Source organism: Novosphingobium beihaiense (assembly GCF_022832375.1).
In the GTDB taxonomy this organism is placed as follows: Bacteria; Pseudomonadota; Alphaproteobacteria; order Sphingomonadales; family Sphingomonadaceae; genus Novosphingobium; species Novosphingobium beihaiensis.
The window spans coordinates 204,074-226,059 of the sequence record NZ_JALHLG010000001.1; the positions used below are offsets into that span (position 1 = coordinate 204,074).

Annotated in this window: 20 protein-coding genes; 4 read left to right on the forward strand and 16 right to left on the reverse strand. The window is 64.8% G+C overall.

What is annotated here, in order from left to right; all coding sequences use genetic code 11:
* The first annotated feature begins 43 nt into the window (after window positions 1-43).
* On the forward strand, window positions 44-1,033 hold the full coding sequence (locus MTR66_RS01060; RefSeq protein WP_243917149.1) for a choice-of-anchor A family protein: 990 nt from the start codon (window positions 44-46) through the stop codon (window positions 1,031-1,033).
* Window positions 1,034-1,140: 107 nt separating this feature from the next.
* Here MTR66_RS01060 and MTR66_RS01065 read toward each other — a convergent pair whose 3' ends face one another.
* A complete protein-coding gene (locus MTR66_RS01065; RefSeq protein WP_243917150.1) occupies window positions 1,141-2,415 on the reverse strand; it encodes an RsmB/NOP family class I SAM-dependent RNA methyltransferase in 1,275 nt (424 codons plus the stop codon).
* 54 nt (window positions 2,416-2,469) lie between these two features.
* On the opposite strand from MTR66_RS01065, the gene MTR66_RS01070 reads away from it, so the two are divergent.
* A complete protein-coding gene (locus MTR66_RS01070; protein ID WP_243917151.1) occupies window positions 2,470-2,637 on the forward strand; it encodes a DUF1674 domain-containing protein in 168 nt (55 codons plus the stop codon).
* 141 nt (window positions 2,638-2,778) lie between these two features.
* Here MTR66_RS01070 and MTR66_RS01075 read toward each other — a convergent pair whose 3' ends face one another.
* The 4 genes from MTR66_RS01075 to bla all read right to left on the reverse strand — a co-directional run bounded on the left by MTR66_RS01075 (window position 2,779) and on the right by bla (window position 6,858).
* Entirely contained in the window at window positions 2,779-3,246 is a 468-nt protein-coding gene (locus tag MTR66_RS01075; RefSeq protein WP_407673014.1) for a L,D-transpeptidase family protein, read from the reverse strand.
* Between the two features lie 37 nt (window positions 3,247-3,283).
* Entirely contained in the window at window positions 3,284-4,573 is a 1,290-nt protein-coding gene (locus MTR66_RS01080; RefSeq protein WP_243917153.1) for an adenylosuccinate synthase, read from the reverse strand.
* Window positions 4,574-4,722: 149 nt separating this feature from the next.
* Window positions 4,723-5,850, reverse strand: a complete 1,128-nt coding sequence (locus MTR66_RS01085) for an ATP phosphoribosyltransferase regulatory subunit (protein ID WP_243917220.1) — start codon at window positions 5,848-5,850, stop codon at window positions 4,723-4,725.
* Window positions 5,851-5,931: 81 nt separating this feature from the next.
* Entirely contained in the window at window positions 5,932-6,858 is a 927-nt protein-coding gene (gene bla / locus MTR66_RS01090) for a class A beta-lactamase (protein ID WP_243917155.1), read from the reverse strand.
* A 108-nt stretch (window positions 6,859-6,966) separates the two neighbouring features.
* On the opposite strand from bla, the gene MTR66_RS01095 reads away from it, so the two are divergent.
* The gene (locus MTR66_RS01095; protein WP_243917157.1) at window positions 6,967-7,842 is read left to right on the forward strand and encodes a LysR substrate-binding domain-containing protein; all 876 of its coding nucleotides are present in this window, start codon (window positions 6,967-6,969) and stop codon (window positions 7,840-7,842) included.
* 102 nt (window positions 7,843-7,944) lie between these two features.
* Here the strand turns inward: MTR66_RS01095 and serA are convergent, their stop codons facing one another.
* The gene (gene serA / locus MTR66_RS01100; RefSeq protein ID WP_243917159.1) at window positions 7,945-9,534 is read right to left on the reverse strand and encodes a phosphoglycerate dehydrogenase; all 1,590 of its coding nucleotides are present in this window, start codon (window positions 9,532-9,534) and stop codon (window positions 7,945-7,947) included.
* A 150-nt stretch (window positions 9,535-9,684) separates the two neighbouring features.
* Window positions 9,685-10,815 carry a phosphoserine transaminase gene (locus MTR66_RS01105; protein WP_243917161.1) on the reverse strand — a complete coding sequence of 377 codons (1,131 nt, stop codon included), beginning with the start codon at window positions 10,813-10,815 and terminating at the stop codon, window positions 9,685-9,687.
* Between the two features lie 207 nt (window positions 10,816-11,022).
* Between MTR66_RS01105 and MTR66_RS01110 the strand changes: the two genes are divergently transcribed.
* Window positions 11,023-11,688, forward strand: a complete 666-nt coding sequence (locus tag MTR66_RS01110; RefSeq protein WP_243917163.1) for an extensin family protein — start codon at window positions 11,023-11,025, stop codon at window positions 11,686-11,688.
* A gap of 90 nt (window positions 11,689-11,778) precedes the next feature.
* Here the strand turns inward: MTR66_RS01110 and MTR66_RS01115 are convergent, their stop codons facing one another.
* From MTR66_RS01115 to MTR66_RS01155, 9 genes are all read right to left on the reverse strand, one after another.
* Complete coding sequence (locus MTR66_RS01115; protein ID WP_243917165.1) at window positions 11,779-13,047, reverse strand: amidohydrolase family protein; 1,269 nt, start codon at window positions 13,045-13,047, stop codon at window positions 11,779-11,781.
* 315 nt (window positions 13,048-13,362) lie between these two features.
* The gene (locus MTR66_RS01120; protein WP_243917167.1) at window positions 13,363-13,836 is read right to left on the reverse strand and encodes a DUF2269 family protein; all 474 of its coding nucleotides are present in this window, start codon (window positions 13,834-13,836) and stop codon (window positions 13,363-13,365) included.
* Window positions 13,836-15,116: an SDR family oxidoreductase gene (locus tag MTR66_RS01125; RefSeq protein WP_243917169.1), complete on the reverse strand. Its 1,281-nt coding sequence runs from the start codon at window positions 15,114-15,116 to the stop codon at window positions 13,836-13,838. Before MTR66_RS01125 ends, MTR66_RS01120 begins: the two co-directional genes overlap by 1 nt.
* 40 nt (window positions 15,117-15,156) lie before the next feature.
* Complete coding sequence (locus MTR66_RS01130) at window positions 15,157-16,359, reverse strand: acyl-CoA dehydrogenase family protein (protein ID WP_243917171.1); 1,203 nt, start codon at window positions 16,357-16,359, stop codon at window positions 15,157-15,159.
* A gap of 33 nt (window positions 16,360-16,392) precedes the next feature.
* Window positions 16,393-17,613, reverse strand: a complete 1,221-nt coding sequence (locus MTR66_RS01135; protein ID WP_243917173.1) for a cytochrome P450 — start codon at window positions 17,611-17,613, stop codon at window positions 16,393-16,395.
* Between the two features lie 128 nt (window positions 17,614-17,741).
* The gene (locus MTR66_RS01140) at window positions 17,742-18,506 is read right to left on the reverse strand and encodes a peptidase (protein WP_243917176.1); all 765 of its coding nucleotides are present in this window, start codon (window positions 18,504-18,506) and stop codon (window positions 17,742-17,744) included.
* Window positions 18,507-18,582: 76 nt separating this feature from the next.
* On the reverse strand, window positions 18,583-19,446 hold the full coding sequence (locus MTR66_RS01145; RefSeq protein WP_243917178.1) for a transglutaminase family protein: 864 nt from the start codon (window positions 19,444-19,446) through the stop codon (window positions 18,583-18,585).
* A 10-nt stretch (window positions 19,447-19,456) separates the two neighbouring features.
* Window positions 19,457-20,404: an alpha-E domain-containing protein gene (locus MTR66_RS01150; protein ID WP_243917180.1), complete on the reverse strand. Its 948-nt coding sequence runs from the start codon at window positions 20,402-20,404 to the stop codon at window positions 19,457-19,459.
* Window positions 20,404-21,840: a circularly permuted type 2 ATP-grasp protein gene (locus MTR66_RS01155; protein ID WP_243917182.1), complete on the reverse strand. Its 1,437-nt coding sequence runs from the start codon at window positions 21,838-21,840 to the stop codon at window positions 20,404-20,406. The genes MTR66_RS01150 and MTR66_RS01155 overlap by 1 nt, the downstream gene beginning before the upstream one ends.
* Window positions 21,841-21,986: the final 146 nt, after the last annotated feature.

Consider the following 21,986-nt stretch of genomic DNA (forward strand, 5'->3'; position numbering starts at 1 on the left):
TGCCATTGCCCTGCCGGCAGCTCCTGCCCTTGCCTCATCGGGCATGGTTGCAGGCACAGATGTGCTGCGCACCTGGAACCTTGTGGTGCTGGGCGATCTCACCTCGTCCTCCGAGGTTGAAGGTCGCACCTTCGTCGGCGGAAATCTCGACGGCAACGCCTCGAACTATCAAATCAGCCCCACGGTCGATGCCGGCACCGGCACGCCGGGCCTGACGGTGGTCGGCGATGTGAACGGCGGCTACAAGAACCTCAACAACGGGTCCGGCGCGATCGTCGGCGGCAATGTGAACAGCGGGCTCAACCTTAACGGCAATCCGCAGACGGTGCTGGTCGGCGGCACGATCAGCAACACCAACGTCAACAACAATACCGTGAATTCAGGGCTCGCCGTCTCCGATCCGGGCTTCGTCCAGAACCTCACCCAGCAAAAGAGCCTGATCGAAACCTCAATGGGCAATCTCAGCTATTCGCTGGGCACGCTGGACGCGAACAGCTCGCTCAGCATCAGCGGCAATCGCGGCACGTTCAACGCGCAGCCGGGCGCTGATGGCACCGCAGTGTTCAACATCAGCGCGGCCGACCTCGACAAGATCGGCGAGATCCAGTTCAACCTCAACGGCGCCGATACCGCGATCGTCAATGTCTCGGGCAGCGCGATCAATCTCAACGACAATTTCCTGGGCGGCACCAACAATCTGGGCGAGCACGTCATCTGGAACTTCCCCGATGCCAAGGATCTCTCGCTGAGCACGGCCTGGGGCGGCTCGGTCCTGGCTCCCAAGGCCGATGCGCGCACGGCGAACTACATCCAGGGTTCCGCGGTGTTCGGCAGCCTGGTGCAGAACGGCGAAATGCACGTGGGCACCTACAATGGCGGCTACTACACCCCGCCCACCGATCCGCAGCCACCGGCAGGATCGAGCAGCAGTTCCTCCGGCGGAACGCAAGTGCCCGAGCCCGGGATGCTGGCCCTGTTCGGCCTGGCATTCATCGGCCTTCTGTTCTGGCGCAGGCGGCCCCGCAGGGCGTGAAGCCTTGGGGGACGGGGTTAGCCCCACCCCCGTCATGCCGAACGTGTTTCAGCATCCATCGCGCCGCACAATCCGTGCTCAAGCTGCTATGCTGCGGCGCCTGTCCTTCAGGAAACTGCCTGATGCTCCCTGAGCCGAACCCTTGCCGGTTCAGGGTTCCGCCAGCGGGCCACGAAGAAGCCGTCGAGCCCGCCTGCCCCGGCCAGCATGCCGGGATCGCTGCGCAGCCAGCCTTCGTCCGTTGGCGCCAGTCCTTCGGGCAGTTCGTGCAGGGCGACCGGCTGCGGCCGCAGCGTGACCTTGCGGGCCTGTTCGGCGCCCTCCTCCGGCTCCAGCGAGCATACCGCATAGACCAGCGTGCCGCCCGGTTTCAGCCATCCGGCCGCGCGCGCGGTCAGGGCTTCCTGCAGCTCTGTCATCTCCGCAATCTGGCGCGGGCCGATGCGGTGGAGCACGTCCGGGTGGCGGCGGCAGGTGCCTGTGGCGGTGCAGGGCGCATCGAGCAGAACGGCATCGAACGGCGCCTCGGGCTGCCATGCCAGCGCATCGGCCTGCACCACGTCTGCGCAAAGGCCGGTCCGTTCCAGATTGGCGCGCAACCTTTCCAGCCGCCGCTTGCTGATATCGAGCGCCGTGACCTGCCAGCCCGCCGCCGCCAGTTGCAGCGTCTTGCCGCCCGGCGCCGCGCAGAGATCGAGCACGCGCCGCCCTGCCCCGCTGCCCAGCAGCCGGGCGGGCAGGCTCGCGGCGAGATCCTGCACCCACCAGGCGCCTTCGCGGAAGCCTTCCAGATTCTCGACAGCGGTGCCGCGCGGCAGGCGGACGTGGCCCGGCATCAGCGACGTGCCGCCCAGCTTCCCGGCCCATGCCTGCGTCTGCGCGGGATCGCGCAGCGCCAGATCGAGCGGCGGCGGCACCGCAAGACCCGCCGCGATGGCTCCGGCACGCTCGCCCCAGCGCATCCGCGCCGCATCGGGAAGCGTGGGCACTTCGGGCAGCGTGGCCTCCCGCTTGGTGAGCGTGGAGAACACGCCGTGCGCCAGCCGCCGCGGCCCGCCCGCCAGCAGCGGCAGACCGGTCGCGATCACGGCATGAGCGGGGGTTTCCAGCCGCAGCACTTGCGCCAGCATCAGTTCGAGCACGGCGCGCGGCTTGGCATCGTCGGGCAGGCGCTGGCGGGTGGCGCTGTCGATCAGCGCATCGAGATCCGCTTTCCAGCGCAGCACTTCCCCGGCGATCGCGCGGGCCAGCGCCCGGTCGGCATCGCCGCGCACGCGGGCGAGCGCCGCGCCTGCCGCCTGATCCAGCGTTTCGCCCCGCCGCAGCACGGCATCGATAAGGTTGAGCGCCGCACGGCGCGCGGGAAGACCGGGAATATCCATGCGCTGCCTCTAGAGCGGATTGCCTTTTCCCGCCAGCCACCCCACATGGGGAGCATGACACAGCGCGCCACCAAACGTCCCGAAGAGTTCCGGAAGCCCGCTCACTGGACCAATGAACCTGCGCCCCAGCCGGAAGCCGCCAAGGATCAGACCGATCCCGATGGCCTGTCGCCCACCCGCTATGGCGATTGGGTCCGCAAGGGAATCGCGGTCGACTTCTGAGCTTTGCCTGCACCCTGCAAATGGGCTGCCCGATCGGTCGGCCAAGCCCCGCTGCCTTTTCTTACGCTATGTCGCCAAAAGCGGGACCCCCGCCTGCGCGGGGATGACGAGCAGTGGTGATGCGAACTTCAGTTCCTGCACCTAAGCCGTAATCTCTATGGGTGTGCCGTCCGGCACCGCTTCCCACAGCGCGTCCATCTCTTCGTTGGAAACGGCGATGCAGCCATCGGTCCAGTCGCCCGGCACGCGGCCGAACGGCAAGGCATTGGGCTGGCCGTGGATCATGATCATGCCGCCCGCCAAACGCCCCCGCGCAGCGGCGTAGGCGCGGTCCGCCCCGTTCGGATAGGAGATGTGGAGTGAGAGGTGGTAGCTGCTGTCCGGATTGCTCCAGTCGATCTCGTAGAGCCCCTCGGGCGTGCGCTGATCGCCTTCGAAACGTTTGGGCCCGGCCGGCGCGCCGCCGAGCTGGATATGCTCGATCACGTGGACCAGCCGCCCATCCGCGAACAATTCCATCGTCCGCGCGCCCTTGTGCACGCGCACGAAGCCGATTTTGGGCAGGGACAGCGGCGTCTGCGGCTGCGCGGCGCCCAGCGTGAGCAGCAAGCAGAGCGGGGCAAACTTGCGCCAGCCCCGCATCGCCTCAGTCCGCGAAAGGATCGCGCACGAGGATGGTATCCTCGCGCTCGGGGCTGGTGGAAACCAGCGCCACCGGAGTTTCGATCAGTTCCTGCACGCGCTGGATATACTTGATCGCCTGAGCGGGCAGGTCCGCCCACGAGCGTGCCCCGGCGGTTGTACCGCTCCAGCCCTCCATTTCCTCGTAGATCGGCTCTACATTGGCCTGATCCGCCGCGTGGCTGGGGAAATAGTCGAGGATCTTGCCGTTCAGGCGATAGCCGGTGCAGATCTTCACTTTCTCGAACCCGTCCAGCACATCGAGCTTGGTCAGCGCGATGCCGGTCACGCCCGAGATCGCACAGGACTGGCGCGTCAGCACCGCATCGAACCAGCCGCAGCGGCGCTTGCGGCCGGTAACGGTACCGAATTCGTGCCCCCGCTCGCCCAGGCGCTGGCCGGTTTCGTCATCCAGTTCGGTCGGGAACGGGCCCGAACCGACACGGGTTGTGTAAGCCTTGACGATGCCGAGCACGAAACCAGTGGCCGAAGGGCCAAGGCCCGAGCCGCTGGCAGCGGTGCCGGACACGGTGTTGGAACTGGTCACGAACGGATACGTGCCGTGATCGACATCGAGCAACACGCCCTGTGCGCCTTCGAACAGGATGCGCGCGCCCGCTTTCTTGATCTTGTTCAGCCGCCGCCAGGCCGGCTGCGCGAACTGCAACACGAACGGCGCGATTTCGGCGAGTTCCTTGAGCAGCGCCGCCCGGTCGATCCCCGGCTGGCCGAAACCGGCGCGCAGCGCGTCGTGGTGCGCGCAGAGGCGGTCAAGCTGCGGGTCGAGCGAATCGAGGTGTGCCAGATCGCAGACGCGAATCGCGCGGCGGCCCACTTTGTCCTCATAAGCCGGGCCGATGCCGCGCCCGGTCGTGCCGATCTTGCCTGCACCGGCCGCCGCCTCGCGCATGCCGTCCAGCTCGCGGTGAACAGGCAGGATCAGCGGGCAGTTATCGGCAATCGCGAAGTTTTCAGGCGTGATCTCCACGCCCTGCGCGCGCAGCTTCTCCACCTCGGCCTGCAGCGCCCAAGGGTCCAGAACCACACCGTTTCCGATGATCGACTGCGTGCCGGTGACAATCCCAGATGGCAGCAGCGAGAGCTTGTAGACCTGCTCCCCCACGACAAGGGTATGCCCGGCGTTATGCCCGCCCTGAAAACGCACCACGGCATCGGCGCGGCTTGCCAGCCAGTCGACGATCTTGCCCTTGCCCTCATCGCCCCACTGGGCGCCGATCACGGTTACGTTAGCCAACGTTTGACGCTTTCACTGCTGTTATGAAGTCCGCCGCGCGCCCTAGGGGAGTCGCGCGCCGAGAGCAAGGCGCGGTTGGCGATATATGGCAATATGATTGCACCGAAGCAGCACGCGGCAGCGCGGATATTGTCCGCCCTGCCGGAAATTCAGAGCGCGACAGCCTCGCCGTTCTCCAGCCGGTGCGAACAGCCCAGCGCCACGGGATCGTCGCTCTCCGCCAGCGCGGCCACCGTCGTCCAGCCCACCGCCCGCTGGCGCGCGGCCACTTCGCGGTCGTGGCCGAGCGGCAGGAACAGCGCCTTGCGCCCGGGCATTCCGGCCGCCAGCGCATCGATCAGCGGATCGGGATAGAGCGAGAAGCCTGCGGCAGGCTCGCCCGCCTCATCCCCGGCGCTGCCAAGGATACGATAGGTGCCGCCGCGCCCCAGCGCGCCGGAAATGCCCTCGGCATAGATCGTGAAGCCGAACCAGGACTGGTACTCGAAACCATGACGCTCGGAGGGGTCCAGAGTCAGGCGCGCGGTGCCGTTCACCCGTGCGGCAATCTCGCGCAGGCCCGCGATACGGCTGGCGAGCGCGCCGCCGGTATCGAACGCGGCCAGACGCTCGATCGCGGTTTCGAAGGGCCCCACGGCATAGAGCAGCGGCAGGTACGCCTCGCCGCCCGCTGCGGCCAGCCCGCCCGCATCCTTGGCATCGAGCATCTGGCGTACGGCGGCAATCTGCCCCTCAGCCAGCGGCAGCGCCCCGGCGGAGAGCGTATCGACGAGATCCGGCAGCGTGAAGTCCACCGAGATCCCCGTGGCACCTGCCGCGCGCAGCGATTCGATAGCAATTTCCACCAGTTCGGCAGCCGCCGCTGCGGTATCGGTGCCGATCAGTTCGGCGCCCAATTGCAACCGCTCGCGCGCGGGATCGAGCCCGTCGCCCTTGATCGTGACCACCTGCCCCGAATAGCACAGCCGCAGCGGCCTCGGCGCAGCCGCCAGTCCGGTGGCCGCCATGCGGGCGACTTGCGCGGTGATGTCCGAACGCAGCGCCAGCATCCGCAGCGACACCGGATCGACAAAGCGGAACATGCGCCGCACCTGCACCCCGGCCATGCGGCTGGCCAGCGACTTCTCGAATTCGAGCATCGGCGTCTCGGCGCGCTCATAGCCATGGCCCGCCATGACATCGAGCGCCGCCCGGCGCACCCGCTGAGACGCCGCCGCCTGCTGCGGCAGCCGGTCCCCCAGCCCCTCGGGGAGAAGATCGCGATCGGTATCCTGCATCATGGCCGCGCCCTTAGCCCGGTCCGGCGGGAATGTCGAATGGGTTGGAGGATTGGCTCAAGGGCAGGCGAGCGGCCCGGATCAGGCCCGTCCGCCGTGGAAAGGGAATGCAGCTGCGGCAAGCCGCCCCACGTCCGCAAGCGCGCCCTCGGAAACCGCATCTATCGGCGGGGCGAGCCGCTCGGGCTCGAAATAGGCCGCAACGATCACCGGCGGCGCGCCTTTGGGACCGCCGAAGGCCAGATCGGCGTACGTGTGGCGGGTCTCGCCGATACCGGTTCCCGTCTTGTCGCCTGCCACCCAATCCGCCGGGAACCCTGCCCGTATGCGCTTGCGCCCGGTGGACACGGCCATCATCCATTCCCGCAGAACAGTGCGGCTGGCAGGCTCAAGGATATCCCCTGTCACCAGCTTGCCCACGGTCTGCGCCATCGCCGCAGGCGTGGTCGTGTCCAGCGCGGTGCCGGGCGGCGTATGGTTCAGTTCGGGCTCGTAACGGTCCAGCCTGCTCACCTTGTCGCCCGCTGCCCGCCAGAACCGCGTCAGCGCCTCGGGCCCGCCGAAGCGCCGCAGCAGAGTGTTGGCGGCGGTGTTGTCGCTGGTGACCAGAGCTGCCCGGGCCAGCTCGCGCACCGTAAGCCCGCCGGAGATGTTCTTGGATGTCACCGGGCTGTAGGAAAGCACGTCCGCCTTCTGCCAATGCAAGATTTCATCGAGATCGAGGGTGCCCTTGTCTGCCCCGGCAAGCAGCATGGCCGCCAGCGACAGCTTGAACGAACTGCAGTGCGTGAAGCGTTCGTTCTCACGCCAGCCGAAGCTGGTGCCACTGGCCGGATCGAGAATGAACGCCCCCAGCCGCCCCCGCGCCGCCTGCTCTATCCGCCGCAGCCCCTCCACATGAGAGGAAAGATTACCCCCAGTTTTACCAAGGGCGCTCAAACGTCCCTGCCCGCATCCCGCCAGCAGGGTAACGGCCGCACCCACTATCGCGCCGCGCCTGTCAATCATCGCTTTCCTCGCTTCCATCCTGACTTTCGGGGGCCAATATCTTTGCAATTGACCCTTCCGGCAAACGATGGTTTTTGCGGTTCATCCCAAGAATACCTAGGAACAAGCGTGGATATCAGGGCCCTTTCGCTCAACACCTTGCGCGCCTTCGAGGCATCGGCGCGGCATCTCAACTTCACCCGGGCCGCAGATGAACTCTGCGTAACCCAGGCTGCCGTCAGCCAGCAGGTCAAGACACTCGAAAGCCATGTCGGCAAGCCCCTGTTCCGGCGGACGACACGCGGGCTGGTGCTGAGCGATGAAGGGACCGTGCTGGCTCCTGTCGTGTCTGACGCGCTTGGCCGGATGAGCGCTGCACTGGCCGTCGTGGCTGGCGGAAATGTTCGCGAAATCCTCACCGTGGGGGCCGTCGGCACGTTCGCGCTCAGCTTCCTGATGGAGCGTCTGCCTGACTTTCAGACGGCGCACCCCGGCATCGAAGTGCGATTGCAGACCAACAACAACGCGGTCGACCTGTGGACTGAAAGCCTGGACCTGGCGATACGCTTCGGCGATGGTTCCTGGCATGGCGTCGCAGCCGAACCGCTGATGCCCGCGCCGATGACGCCGATGTGCAGCCCCGCGCTGGCAAACCGGATCATGCAGGCCAGCGATCTGGCGCACGTCACGCTGCTCCGCTCCTACCGGCTGCAGGACTGGCCTGCCTGGTTTGCAGCGGCACACGTGCGGAACGCAGTGGCGAGAGGCCCGATCTTCGACGCTTCTCACCTCATGGCCACGGCAGCCATTCGTGGCATGGGCGTCGCGCTGCTGCCCATCGCGATGTTCCAGCGGGAACTGGAAAGCGGGCTGCTGGCGGCCCCGTTCGATCTTGCGGTGGATCGCGGCAGCTATTGGCTCACGCGTCTGTCCTCGCGGCCGCAAACCGCTGCCATGCGCGCATTCTCGGAATGGCTGACCGGCCTTGCCCGCGAAAGCGGCTGATCTCCCGGCGGGAAGGAAGCACAGGCAACCTTTCTCTCCCACGAAAAAGGGCCGATGCCTTGCGGTACCGGCCCTTTCCGTTGGGATCTGTCTGTACCCGGATCAGGCGAACTTGAGCGCCTTGACCATCTTCACGCCCGGCAGCGCGCAAGCGGCCTTGAGGACGGTTTCGGGCACTTCGGTATCGACCGAGAGCAGCAGCACCGCCTCTCCGCCAGCCTCGCGGCGGCCGAGGTTGAAGGTGCCGATGTTGATGCCGTTCTCGCCGAGCAGGGTGCCGATGCGGCCGATGAAGCCCGGGGCGTCCTCGTTGACGATGTACATCATCGGGCCGTCCAGCTCGGCTTCCACCTTGACGCCGAACATCTCGATCAGGCGCGGCTCGACGTTGTTGAACAGCGTGCCCGCCACCGAACGCTCACCGGCCTCGGTCTTCACCGAAACGCGGATCAGGGTGTGGTAGTCGCCCTCGCGCTCGGTCTTGACTTCGCGCACTTCGAGGCCGCGTTCCTTGGCGAGGTACGGCGCGTTGACCATGTTCACCGTGTCCGACTGGACGCGCAGGAACCCGGCCAGCACAGCCGCGACCATCGGCTTCATGTTGAGTTCGGCCGCAGCGCCTTCGGTGTGGATCGAGATCCGCGGCACCGAATCGTGGGTGAGCTGGCCAACCATCGAACCGAGCTGCTCCGCCAGCTTCATGTAGGGCTTGAGCTTGGGCGCTTCCTCGGCCGAGAGCGACGGCATGTTGAGCGCGTTGGTGACGCCGCCGTTGACAAGGTAGTCCGCAAGCTGCTCGGCCACCTGCAGCGCCACGTTGACCTGCGCTTCGGTGGTCGATGCGCCCAGGTGCGGGGTGCAGATGAAGTTCGGCGTGCCGAACAGCGGCGATTCCTTGGCCGGTTCGGTCTGGAACACGTCGAGCGCGGCCCCGGCGACATGGCCGTTGTCCAGCAGGTCCTTGAGCGCGGCTTCGTCAATCAGGCCGCCGCGCGCGCAGTTAACGATGCGCACGCCCTTCTTCGTCTTGAGCAGGTTTTCGCGGCTCAGGATGTTACGGGTCTGATCGGTCAGCGGCGTGTGCAGGGTGATGAAATCGGCACGTTCGAGCAGCGCGTCGAGTTCGACTTTCTCCACGCCCATTTCCACCGCGCGTTCGGGCGTCAGGAACGGGTCGAAGGCCACGACCTTCATCTTCACGCCGAGCGCGCGCGAGGCGACGATCGAGCCGATGTTGCCCGCACCGATGAGGCCCAGCGTCTTGCCGGTCACTTCGACGCCCATGAACTTGCTCTTGGGCCATTCGCCGGCCTGGGTGCGGGCATTGGCTTCGGGAATCTGGCGGGCCAGCGCGAAGATCATCGCGATGGCGTGTTCGGCCGTGGTGATCGAGTTGCCGAACGGCGTGTTCATCACCACTACGCCCTGCGCCGAAGCCGCCGGGATATCGACGTTATCGACGCCGATCCCGGCGCGGCCGATGACCTTGAGGTTCTTGGCCGCGGCCAGAACTTCCTTGGTCACCTTGGTCGAGGAGCGGATGGCCAGGCCATCGTAGTCGCCGATGCGGGCAATGAGCTGTTCCGGCGTCTCGCCGGTGATGACGTCAACGTCGCAGCCGCGCGCTTCGAAAATGCGGGCGGCGTTGGGGTCCATCTTGTCCGAAATGAGGACTTTGGGCTTGGTGGTCATTTTTCGTATCCTTTTCGTCCTGCCCGCGTTCCCTTTTCGTCATCCCCGCGAAGGCGGGGATCCCGCTTTGTGGCGCAACAGTCGCGCCTTAGCGGGAAGGAAGCGGGGCCCCCGCCTTCGCGGGGGCGACGCAGTTTTTGTTCGGAAGGCTCAGCCGGCCTTGACGGTGGCGTAAGCGTAGTCGAGCCAGGGCCCGAGCGCCTCGATATCGGCGGTGTCGACCGTGGCACCGCACCAGATGCGCAGGCCAGCCGGGGCATCGCGATACCCGGCGATGTCATAGGCCGCATCTTCCTTTTCGAGGACGGCGGCGAACTTCTTGATGAAGTCCGTATCCGCGCCTTCCACCGTCAGGCAGACCGAGGTCTTCGAACGCGTGCCGCTGTCCGCCGCGAGGTGGCCCAGCCAGTCGCGTTCGGCGACGATCTTGTCGAGCGCATGGGCATTGGCATCCGAACGCGCCTTGAGCCCTTCGAGACCGCCGAGCGACTTGGCCCATTCGAGCGCGAAGATCGCATCCTCGACCGCGAGCATCGAGGGGGTGTTGATCGTCTCGCCCTTGAACACGCCTTCGGTCAGCTTGCCGCCCTTGGTGAGGCGGAAGACTTTCGGCAGCGGCCAGGACGGGGTGTAGGTTTCGAGACGCTCGACAGCGCGGGGGCCGAGGATCAGCACGCCGTGGCCGCCCTCGCCGCCCAGCACTTTCTGCCAGGAGAAAGTGGCGACGTCGATCTTGGCCCACGGAATGTCGTAAGCGAACACCGCGCTCGTCGAATCGGCGAAGGACAGGCCTTCGCGGTCGTCGGGAATCCATTCGCCGTCGGGCACGCGCACGCCGGAAGTGGTGCCGTTCCAGGTGAACAGCACGTCGTTCGACCAGTCGACCTTGTCGAGATCCGGGAGCTGGCCGTAATCGGCGCGCATCACCGTGGGATCGAGCTTGAGTTGCTTGACGGCATCGGTGACCCAGCCCTCACCGAAGCTTTCCCAGGCCAGCGTCGTCACGCCGCGGGCGCCGAGCATGGTCCACATGGCCATTTCGAAAGCGCCGGTATCCGAACCGGGGACAATACCGATGCGGTGCGTATCGGGCACCTGCAGCACTTCGCGCATCAGATCGATGCAATAGGCGAGACGCGCCTTGCCGATCTTGGCGCGGTGCGAACGGCCCAGCGATTCGGTGGAAATCTTTTCAGGGGAATATCCGGGCGGCTTGGCGCAGGGACCGGACGAGAAATGCGGACGCGCAGGCTTGCGCGCCGGAATCGTGATATCAGTCATTTAAGACTCTCCTTACAGAGAGCACGCGCGGCGTTGGGACCGCGTGGCCCGGCGCCGGACCTAACGGGCGCAGCCGTTTTGTCAATCGAATTGCGGCGGACACCCCCTGCGCGGCCTGCCACCGGCCCGGCCGATCCAGTCCAGTTTGGAACTTGTTAAGCATAATCAGCAAGGTTGGGTTAACCATTGACTGGGACATTGCCGGTCATGCGCAGATATCTGCTCATCCTGTCTCTGCTTGCCACCCTGAGCGCTTGCATCGACATTCCGCAGGCGCAGGCGCCCCGCAAGCAAGCGGTGCACCGGCAGACGGTGCCGTTCAGCCCTGCCCCCGAATACCGGCAATGCCTTTCGGAGCTGGGCGCGCAGCATGCGGCCTTCACCCCCCTGCCCGACCAGTACTTCGGCACCGGCTGTTCGACTGTGGAAACGGTGCGGCTCTCCAGCCTCCAGAGCGACACGGCCTCGCTGAGCCTGACCAATCTCGGCCCTGTCACATGCCATGCAGCCACGACATTCGCCGCCTGGGCGCGTTACGGCGTTGGCCGCGCCGCAGAGCAGATTCTGGGCAGCCGGCTTTCCCGGATCGAGACGTTCGGCAGCTACAACTGCCGCAATGTGGCAGGCACCAGCCGCAGGTCGGGCCATGCCACGGCCAATGCCATCGACGTGTCCGCCTTCGTGCTGGCCGACGGGCGCCGCATCTCCGTGCTAGACGACTGGGATGGCGGCACGCCCGCCGAGCGGCATTTCCTGCGCGTCGTTCACGCCAGCGCCTGCAAGCGCTTCGGCACGACGCTGGGGCCGGACTACAACGCCGCGCATGCCAACCATTTCCACGTGGAGGCCGACGGCGGCAAATTCTGCCGGTAACTCCGTCCACCTGCAGCGCCCAAGGAAAAACCCGGAAAACCGCAAGGTTTCCCGGGTCTTCCTTATCCCAGCCGCTTGCGGCGCGGCGGATCAGAACGGCAGTTTGTAGAAACGCGCCGCGTTGTCCTGCAGAACCTTCTTCTTCACTTCATAGGAATAGCCGCCGAGCACGTTCTTGATGTGCTCCTGCACGCCCGGATAGAGCGAGGTCGGATGCGGGAAATCGGTTTCGAACATCACGTTATCCACACCGATGGTCTCCAGCAACTGCTTGGGGCCGACCTTCTCGAACCAGAAAGTGCACATGAAGTGGTCGCGGAAATAGTCCCACGGCTGCTTCTTGAGCATGTCGCGCTTGCCCGGCAGCATTTCCTGGAACTGATGCTCCAGCGCCTCGACCGCGAAAGGCACCCAGCCCATGCCGCTTTCGATCAGGCCGATCTTGAGGTTCGGGTGCTGATCGAGACGGCCCGAGACCATCCAGTTGCCCAGCGTCGCGGCATTGCCGATCGAGAACATCGTGGCGACGACCGAGAGGATCTGTTCGAACTGGAACCCTTCCCAGGTCAGCGTGTTCGGATCGATCGCGGCGTTGAGGTGGAAATTGAGCGGAATGCCCTCGGCATCGATCATTTCGAGGAACGGTGTCCAGTAATCGTGATGGAAGCTGGGCACACCCACACGCTCGGGCGTATCGGGCAGCACGAAGCCGCGCAGGCCCATGTCGATGCACCGGCGCGCTTCCTTCTCCAGCTCCGCCTTGTCCCAGAACGGCAGGTGCGCCATCGGGAACAGACGGTCGCCCGATTCCTTCTGCCAGTCGGCATTGAAATCGTTGTAGGTCTTCATGATCTGCAGGGCGAGATCGTTGTCCCCCAGCGTCATCAGCATGCCTGCCTGGGTAATGCCCGAATTCTGGAAGCAGATCTGCGCGTGAACGCCCATGTCGTCCATCGCGGCAAGGCGCGGAGCGACTTCGTGCCCGCCCGCATGCGCTTCTTCCAGCGTCGGGAACGCGAGACGGCCGAGCAGCTTGTTGTTGTCCTTGCGGATCACGTTGCCGCCCAGCGTGCCGCAGTTGCGGTCGCCGATGAACCAGCGGTCGACGCCGTCCTCCGTCCGCTTCACATAAGGCATCTTGTCCTTCATCCCGGCCGGGGCACGGTCGGTGAAGAGCGTCGGCGGTTCGACGATGTGGGTGTCGGTATCGACGATCTTGATCCCTTCCAGCGAAGGGTCGAGACCGCCGGACTGGGTTGCATAGTCGATCTCACGGATGACGCCGCCGGGCAGATAGCCTTCAGCGGACCAATACTTCCGTGCCGATTCCTGCATATCCTTGGTTTCTGCATCGGCCATTGCGATTCTCCCGAAAATTCGTGCGAAAAATTAATGGCTCTCATTTCGCAACCGGTCCGCAGCAATTCAATCGCATAGGCTAACGCGCACACGATGAATCGCCCCTCTGGCCGCGGCACTGCGCCCGCACGAGAGTACACTTGTTGCCCGCCAAAGTTCACCTGGACAGAAACACAGGCGGGAGAAGATCATGCCACAACCGCCGGCGCTTGACGATATCCAGGCCGGTTTCGGCGCGCCGTGATAATGGGCCTGACCGTCAGGGACTGTGAGGCTGTCCGGAAAGGCGCGTTCGCGGCACCGGCCCTGGAGGCCTCACCACAAGACGGGCTTGGCAATCATAAGATAGAAAACGCCGAGCAGGCCGAGGAAGGCAGGCCAGCCGAGGCCGAACCACCACAGCATGGTGCGCTTGTATTCGGCCCCCAGCGGCTCTCCGCTTTCCCTGGCGGCCTGTGCCAGTTTCTGCGCCTTGATCTGCAATCGCACCACCGGCGCCCAGCAGAGGAAAGCCAGAATGTAGAGCGCGTAAGACAGCATGAGCCAGGATTCGGTGAGCGAATATCCCGCGATATGGACCAGCCAGAGCCCGCTGGCAGGCTGGACGATCCCGCTGGAGCCGGTGAAGATCCAGTCGGCAACAACGACCATGCGCCCCACGCCCGCGATCATGGCGGGATCGCGGGTAAGGTGCGCGTTCCAGAAGTACCACGCCGTCCCCGCACCGAAGCCGAACAGGATCGTGCTGCTCAGGACATGAATCCATTTGATCAGAAAAAAGAGTTCCATCAGCGCTTGTCCGCAATGGCGCCATGCACCGCGATCGCCAACAGCACGGGCAGGTTCTTCAACAGCGGGCCCAGCGGATCCAGCCACAAATGCGGCAAGGCCGTGCCGATCACCAGCGTGTATCCTGCCACCGCCGCCAGTTGAACCGGCGTGGCACACCGCGCGCGCCGGTCGAACATCACCAATGCGGCGATACCTATGTCGAGCAGGCTGCTGCCAATCCGCAACGGGGCGGCGAGCACATCGGGAAGCCCCATTCCTGCCACGAACAGCGCCGTCTGCTCCGCGCCGTGCGTGAGCCCCAGCCACGCCGAGAACAGCCAGAGCAAGATCAGCGAAACCTTCAGCACCGGAGCCAGAAAGAACAGGCGCGCGTGCCAGCGGTCCTGCACCTGCGCGGGGCGGTCGCGCAGCGCCTGTTCCAGACTGGCCGGTTCGAAACCGATGGCGCGTGCGAAAACCGCCCCGTCTCCTGCATTTCCGGCGATCATCTGCACAAGGCTGTTGGTCGAGACGGGGCCGTCCCCCGCGATGTCTCCCAGCCGCCCCAGCGCGCGCATGACCGGCATCGGCACCGCCATGAAACGCGCCTTGCCGAAACCGAGCCAGCCGCGATAGCGCGCCAGCAGTTGCCGCAAGTCCAGCGTCTGCGGCCCGGCCGGTTCCAGCATCTGCCCGGCGAAAGCCGGATCTTCGCAGACATGGCGGACGGCCCGGGCAAGGTCGCGCACGTGAATCGGGGTGAAGGGAAAATCCCCCTTCCCCGGCAAGGGCACGAAAAACGGCAGCCCCGCCATCCCGCGCATCAGCGAGGTGCCGCCATAACTGCCATCTCCATAGACCAGCGACGGCCGCAGGATGGTCCAATCGATGCCGCACTCGCGCAGCGCCTGTTCGCCCGCCAGCTTGGTCAGCGAATAATCCGTCGTCACGTCCGGCCGGGCACTGATCGCCGATATCAGCACGACGCGGCGCACGCCTGCATCAAGCGCGGCGGCATGAAGCGCCTCCGGCATTGCTACATGCACCGCCTGCAGATCGCGCCCGCGCAGCAATCCGGCAGCATTCACGATCATGTCGATATCGCTAAGCAGCGGAAGCCAGCCTTGCTTACCAGTCGCGCGGGCCAGATCCCTTTCCACGAAAGTCACTTGCGGGAACGCGCGTTCGATCTCGCGGGAGCGGCGAACCACGGCGACAATATCGTGTCCGGCAGCAGACAGTTCCGACAGGACATGGCGGCCGATGAAGCCGCCCGCCCCCAACACCATGATTCGCATCGCTAAACCCTCCACGAAGGACCTAGCAGAGCCTCCAGATTCAGAACACCAGCGCCGCCCCTTGTACACCGGCAATCACCCGTCCCGCATCAATCAGCGACTGTTCGGCAGTGAGGAAGTGCGCATTGCCTGCGCAGATGTCACGATAGGCCCGCTGCAGGGGATGACCATTGCGCAGCACGGCGGTGGTGCAGGAGGCATAAGCGGTCTGGCCGATGCGCATCGCGGCGATGAAGGCGTGGCTTGCCGAGAGGCGCCCGTCGAGCCGTAAATCCTCGGGCACCTCCCCTGCGCTGGCAGCGTCATAGAGCTTGTCGAATGTAGTCCGCAGATAAGCTTTGGCGGCGCGGGCATCCGCCTCGGCTATCGCGATATCCCGCTGGAACGTCGCGGTTTCGTTCATCGTTGTTCCATCAGGGCGGCGGCGGTTGGCGGCAAAGGACTTCCACTCGTCCAGCACGCGCCGCGTGGCGCCGACTGCAAAGGCGCCGTGGGACAGGCACGGCAGCGCCATGAAACCCATCCGGTAAAGCGCACCGCCCCGCCGCTGCACCGGCGCGCTGGTGTTGTGAAAGAAATCCGCGTGGAGCACCTGATCGTTCACTGCAAAATCGTATGAGCCCGTGCCTCGCAGCCCCATCACGTCCCAATTGCCCAGGAATGTAACCGTATCGCGCGGAGCCAGGCCAATCAGCATCACCGGCAGACCGGCCGCGTTCTTCACCGGCTCGCCATCCTCGTGCAATACATAGCCGCCCACCAGAAACTGCGCATGCGGACTGCCCGATCCGAACGCGTAGCGGCCCGAGATGCGATAGCCCTCCCCTTCGCGAACAGCCTTTCCGGTGGGGGCGGCCTGCCCGGCGGCGTGAAGATAGCGTCCACCCGGGAAAACGGCCTCGATCGCCCGATCGCCAAGATAGGCGCCTGCAACGGCCCCTCCGGTCATCACGGCATGGGCATACCAGCCCGCCGAACCATCCCAGTAAGCCAGTTCCGCGATCACATCGGCAAGATCGGACGGATGTGCCTCCGCCCCACCGGTCTCGCGCGGCGCCATCATTGCGAAGACCCCGGCATCGTCGATCATCCGCACCACCGCGGGATCGAGTTCGCTGGCCGCCTCGTGCACGGCAGCGGCGGCGTCGATCTGCGGGCCAAGCGCGCGGACGCGTTCCCGCCAGGTCTTGCCGGACGGTGCCCCGGATCGCGCTATTGCCGGATCGGCGGTCATTGTCGCCATAGTGGTTCCTCGTCTTGCGCCGGTATGAAAATCTCAGGCAGGTGTGAAAGCGACCGGCAGGCCCTTGATCCCCCATACGCCCGGAAAGGGCCGCCAGCCCGGTGTGCCATCAGCGTGGGGGCTCCGCATATGCTGCGCGATCAGGTGAATCCCCTCCTGAAGCTGGGCACGGGCGATGTACTGGCCAAGGCACATGTGCTTACCCATGCCGAAGGCGACATGCCGGTTTTCGGCCACGATGGCGCGGCCGGGATCGAAGCGCGCAGGATCGGGGAACAGCACCGGATCGTGCCCCGCGACATTGAGGTTGAAGAACAGCATGGTCCCGGCCGGGATGCGCACGCCGCGGTATTCGATGTCCTGCGTGGCGAAGCGGAATGCAGACCCGGGATTGAAAACCCGCAGCGTCTCCTCAACCACGCGGCGGCAGTACTCGTGATCCTCCGCGCAGCGCTCATAGATCGCCGGGTTATCCATCATCACGTGCATCATGTAGGTGAGCACGTTCTTCGAAGTGTCGTATCCGGCCACGAACAGGAAGATGATGAGATCGGCCAGTTGCCGCTCGCTCACATCACCTTCCGCCCCGGCCTCTACCAGCATGTCGAGAAGATCGGCTTCCTCTCCGCTGCCGGTCGCTCCGCGCCGCCGGGCCAGCAAATCGTGCGCGAAAGCGTCCAGATGTTCGAAAGCCGCATCGAGCGCCGGCACGCGGGACTTGTCCATGGAAAAGGCCAGCCCCATCGTCTCCATCGATTGGCGCAGGCCCGGGATAACCGAAACCGGCGCGCCGACCATCTGCGCCGTCACCGCAATCGGATAGTACGACGCGAATTCCTCGAAATCGATCCTCTCGCGCGGCGCCCATTCGGCCAGCAGGCGCGCCATCGTCTCGCGCATGAGCGGACGCAGCCGGTTCGCATAGCGGGGCGTGAACTTGCGCGCGAAGGCACCACGCAGGAACCGGTGCTCGCGGTCCGGCAGCGCGATCATCTGCTCCTCGGCGAACCGGCCCCAGGGCGATCCCCGGCATTCCATGATATCGACGATGCCATCGAAACTCGGCCGCAAGGCGTCATCACGCACCATCAGATCACGAATGGCGCGCAGATCGAAGATCGCATAGCCTTCGCCCGTCCGCGCAATCCAGGGATGGCGGGCCCGCGCCTTTTCGAACTCGGGCCAGGGATTGGCCGCGAATTCGGGTGTGTTCCATTCGAGAAAATGGAGATCGAGCGCGGCGACATCCTGCATGATCCTGGCCTCTCCCGCTGCGGCCTCTGGGCGGGCCGCCTGCGAGATGCAGTGTATCACAACCAGACAAGGTGCAAAGCGTCAGGACTGGAACGCAAGCCCCTGCCGTTGCAGGTGCCGGGCAGGACTTATTCCGCCGCGTCCTGCAAGTCCGGGTCCATCCGGTAATCCGGCAAGGCATCGAGCGCCTGCTTCAGCGCTTCGCCCCATCCGGTGGAAACCGCCTGAAAATAGGGATCGGCCGCATCGATGCGGCGTTCGTGATGCGGCGTAAAGTGATCACGCTCAATCACCAGCAGATCGAGCGGCAGGCCCACCGAGAGATTGGCCTTGAGCGTCGAATCGAACGAGACGGTCATCAGCTTGACAGCGGCTTCGAACGTCATTTCGCGATCATAGCCGCGGATCAGGATCGGGCGGCCGTACTTGGTCTCCCCGATCTGGAAGAACGGCGTATCAAAGCTCGCCTCGATGAAATTGCCTTCGGGGTAGATCAGGAACAGCCGCGGCTCCATGCCCTTGATCTGGCCGGCAACGATCATCGTCGCGCTGAACGTGCCCGCGGCCGCATCCTGCCCGTTGTCGCTGGCGCGGGCAGCAATGGTATCGCGCAGCAGGTTGCCCACGATCGTTGCCACCTGAAACATGGTTTCCGCATCAAGCAGCGAATTGTGCCGCTCCGAAGGCGCCTTGTTGCGCTCTTCAAGCTGGCTGATCACGGCCTGCGTGGTGGCGAGATTGCCTGCCGTCATCACGGCGATCATGCGTTCACCCGGGATTTCCCAGTGGTTCATCTTGCGGAAGGTGGAAATGTTGTCGACGCCGGAATTGGTGCGGGTGTCGCTCATCAGAACGAGCCCCTTTTCCAGCATCATGCCCACGCAATACGTCATTGCAAACTATGCCCTTGCAAAACCGAAATGCAAACCCTGAAGCCCGCCGCGGCCGCCGGGCCGCACGCACGGTTCGTCAGCCGCCCTGAATCTGTTGCTGGCCCTTGCCAGCAGAAAACTGCTGCTGCGTGCCTAGCACCTTCTCGTCCACCGACAAATGGACATCGAGGCTGGTTTCCCCGGCTCCCATGGCAATACCTGTAACCGGTGCGGCCTCGCTATAGTCACAACCGGTGGCTACGCGAATATACCGTTCATCGGGGCAGATCTCATTGGAGATATCGAATCCGATCCAGCCGAGCCCCGGCACATGCGCCTCTGCCCAGCCGTGCCCGGCTTCCTGTTCCACCGTGCCGTCCATCCGCAGATAGCCGCCGACATAGCGCATCGGAATGTCCAGCAGGCGCCCAGCACTGATGAAGATATGCGCGTGGTCCTGACACACGCCCTGCCCCGCGGTCAGCGCCTGTTCGGCGGTCGTCGCCGCATCGGTGGTGCCCGGAACATATTCGACCTGCTCCCCGATGGCGCGCGAGAGGGCGTGGAGGAAGTTCAGCGTATCGGCCCGGTCGGCATCGACCGATGCCACAAGCTGGCGCACCCGGTTGCCCGCGCGGGTCAGCGGCGTGGGGCGCAGAAAGCACCACAGCGGCATATGGCCCGTATGCGGGCCGGTTACACCATTGTTATCGATCGTCCGCACAATGCCGCGGCATGTCACCACGACTTCGGGCACGCCCGGCTCGATCGACACCAGATCGGTGTGATTGTGGTGCTGATCGTCGTATTCTGCCTCGGGCTTCGCGCCGGTAAGGTCCATGTGCCATTCGGCCACTTCCTGCCCATGCGTAGGCTTGGGCTTGAGCCGCAACCGCTGCAGGCCATGAGAGACCTGGCCGGAAAAGCTGTAGCGCGTGGTATGAGTCACGGTCAGGAGCACAGGTGCCGTCCTATTCGATAAAGCGGTAATCGGCGGCAATCATATTGCCGATCTCGACGGTCTTGCCGATGAAGTCCTGCAGGAACTCGTGCAGCCCGCCCTCGAAGATCTCGTCGATCGAGGTCTGGTGCAGCCGGGCCCCGGCATCGCGCAACAGTTCGTGCGCGGACACCTCGTGCCCGTATTCCTTGGCGAGGCCCGCCATGTTGCTGCGGATCTTCTCATAGCAGAAGACTAGGCTGCGCGGGAACTGGCCGTCCAGGATCAGGAACCGCGCGATTTCCTTGGGGTCCATCGATCCGGGGTTGAGCCAGGTGAAGGCCCGGTTGCCCGCGACGGAGCGCAGCAGCGTTTCCCACTGCACGTTGTCGAGGCTCGATCCCACCCAGGCAACCGACGGCAGCAGCACGTAGTACTTCACGTCAAGGATGCGCGCGGTGCTGTCCGCCCGTTCGATGAAAGTGCCGATCCGCGCGAAGTTGAACACTTCGTTGCGCAGCATCGTGCCTTCCAGCGCACCACGCACCAGCATCGACTGGCGGCGGACGGTGGCGAGCACTTCGCCCAGATTGCTTTCCCGCACCGGGCGGGACAGCAGATCGTGCAGCGTCATCCAGCCTTCGTTGGTGGCTTCCCACACCGAATTGGTGATGCTGGTGCGCACGACGCGGGCATTGGTGCGCGCGTTTTCCACCATCTGCAGCACCGAGCCGGGATTGTCCTTGTCGCGCAGCAGGTAGTTGAAGACCTGCGGCCCGCCGAAATCGTCATGCGTCCGGCAATAGGCCTCGACCTGTCCGGTGGTGGTGAGGACCGATTTCCATTCCTCGTCGGCGGACTGCTTGTCCCCGCGCGTGAGAGCGAGATGGAAGCCTACATCGATCAGGCGCGCGGTGTTTTCCGCCCGCTCCAGATAGCGGTGCATCCAGTAGACGCCGTTGGCAGCTCTTCCCAGCATTACTCGTCCAGTACCCAGGTATCCTTGGTGCCGCCGCCTTGCGAGGAATTGACCACCAAAGACCCTTTCTTGAGCGCCACGCGGGTCAGCCCGCCCGGCGTGATATCGATGCCATCGGGCGAAACCAGCACGAACGGCCGCAGATCGACGTGCCGGGGCGCCAGCCCCGCATTGGTGAAGATCGGCACGGTCGAAAGCGAAAGCGTAGGCTGGGCGATGTAGTTATCGGGCTTCGCGCGCAGCTTCGCCTCGAACGCGGCCAGCTCCTTTTTCGAGGAAGTCGGCCCGATCAGCATGCCGTAGCCGCCCGAACCGTGCACTTCCTTGACCACCAGGTCTTTCAGGTTGTCCAGCACATAGGCCAGCGAATCCGCTTCGGAGCAGCGCCAGGTCGGCACGTTGTTCAGGATCGGCTTTTCGCCGGTGTAGAACTCCACGATCTCGGGCATGTAGCTGTAGATCGCCTTGTCGTCGGCAATGCCGGTGCCCGGCGCATTGGCGATCGTGATGCCGCCTGCCCGGTAGACGTCCATGATCCCGGCCACGCCCAGCACCGAACTGGAATTGAACGTCAGCGGATCGAGGTAATCGTCATCGACGCGGCGGTAGATCACGTCGATCGCCTTGTACCCGGTGGTGGTGCGCATGGCGACGCGCCCGTCCATCACTCTGAGGTCACTGCCCTCGACCAGTTCGGCGCCCATCTGGTCCGCCAGATAGGCGTGTTCGAAATAGGCCGAATTGTAGATGCCCGGCGTCAGCACCGCCACCACCGGCCGCTTGCCGCCCCTGTAGGCGGGCGGCGCGCAGGCGCGCAGCGAGCGGGCCAAACGGCGCGGATAGTCCGAGACGGGGCGCACCGGAACCTTGGTGAACAATTCCGGGAACATCGCCATCATCGTCTCACGGTTCTCCAGCATGTAGGAGACGCCGGAGGGGGTGCGGGCATTGTCTTCCAGCACCATGAATTCTTCCGGGCCGGTCCGCACCAGATCGATACCGACGATATGGGTATAGACCCCGCCCGGCGGCGTGAAGCCGATCATCTGCGAAAGAAAGGCATCGTTGTCGCGCAGCGCATGGACCGGCAGGCGGCCGGAACGGATGATTTCCTGCCGGTGGTAGAGATCCTGCAGGAAAGCGTTGAGCGCCCGCACCCGCTGCTCGATGCCCCGCGTCAGCTTGCGCCATTCGCGCGCGGTGATGATGCGCGGGATCATGTCGAACGGGATCAGCCGCTCTTCGGCCGCGTCATCCCCGTAGACATTGAAAGTAATTCCGATGCGGCGAAAGAAACGTTCGGCTTCCGCGTCCTGCCGTTTCAGCCAGGCCTTGTCCTGGGAACCGTACCATTCGCAAAAATCGGAATAGGCGGGACGAACCGCACCGTCCCCGTTGAGCATTTCGTCGAAATTCGTCGTGCCCGCAGCCGTCATTGTGACTCCCGTTTGTCCATGTGATGCAACATGGAACGGGACTTGCCAAGCGTTTACGCTGCAACTGCGAAATAAATTTTGGGCGCACAAAAACCGGCGGAACGGACCGGTTCATGCCATACCGCCAGCCCTGTCCGTCCCCTGAC

Excerpts from the sequence above, each read along its gene's own strand:
- MTR66_RS01065 (WP_243917150.1), bottom strand. The coding sequence starts at position 2,415 with ATGGATATTCCCGGTCTTCCCGCGCGCCGTGCGGCGCTCAACCTTATC.
- MTR66_RS01105 (WP_243917161.1), bottom strand. The coding sequence starts at position 10,815 with ATGACTGATATCACGATTCCGGCGCGCAAGCCTGCGCGTCCGCATTTC.
- MTR66_RS01140 (WP_243917176.1), bottom strand. The coding sequence starts at position 18,506 with ATGACGTATTGCGTGGGCATGATGCTGGAAAAGGGGCTCGTTCTGATG.
- MTR66_RS01150 (WP_243917180.1), bottom strand. The coding sequence starts at position 20,404 with ATGCTGGGAAGAGCTGCCAACGGCGTCTACTGGATGCACCGCTATCTG.
- MTR66_RS01155 (WP_243917182.1), bottom strand. The coding sequence starts at position 21,840 with ATGACGGCTGCGGGCACGACGAATTTCGACGAAATGCTCAACGGGGAC.
- MTR66_RS01115 (WP_243917165.1), bottom strand. The coding sequence starts at position 13,047 with ATGGCCGATGCAGAAACCAAGGATATGCAGGAATCGGCACGGAAGTAT.
- MTR66_RS01135 (WP_243917173.1), bottom strand. The coding sequence starts at position 17,613 with ATGCAGGATGTCGCCGCGCTCGATCTCCATTTTCTCGAATGGAACACA.
- MTR66_RS01070 (WP_243917151.1), top strand. The coding sequence starts at position 2,470 with ATGACACAGCGCGCCACCAAACGTCCCGAAGAGTTCCGGAAGCCCGCT.
- MTR66_RS01130 (WP_243917171.1), bottom strand. The coding sequence starts at position 16,359 with ATGGCGACAATGACCGCCGATCCGGCAATAGCGCGATCCGGGGCACCG.
- MTR66_RS01120 (WP_243917167.1), bottom strand. The coding sequence starts at position 13,836 with ATGGAACTCTTTTTTCTGATCAAATGGATTCATGTCCTGAGCAGCACG.
- MTR66_RS01060 (WP_243917149.1), top strand. The coding sequence starts at position 44 with ATGGTTGCAGGCACAGATGTGCTGCGCACCTGGAACCTTGTGGTGCTG.
- serA (WP_243917159.1), bottom strand. The coding sequence starts at position 9,534 with ATGACCACCAAGCCCAAAGTCCTCATTTCGGACAAGATGGACCCCAAC.
- MTR66_RS01085 (WP_243917220.1), bottom strand. The coding sequence starts at position 5,850 with ATGCAGGATACCGATCGCGATCTTCTCCCCGAGGGGCTGGGGGACCGG.
- MTR66_RS01110 (WP_243917163.1), top strand. The coding sequence starts at position 11,023 with ATGCGCAGATATCTGCTCATCCTGTCTCTGCTTGCCACCCTGAGCGCT.
- MTR66_RS01125 (WP_243917169.1), bottom strand. The coding sequence starts at position 15,116 with ATGCGAATCATGGTGTTGGGGGCGGGCGGCTTCATCGGCCGCCATGTC.
- bla (WP_243917155.1), bottom strand. The coding sequence starts at position 6,858 with ATGATTGACAGGCGCGGCGCGATAGTGGGTGCGGCCGTTACCCTGCTG.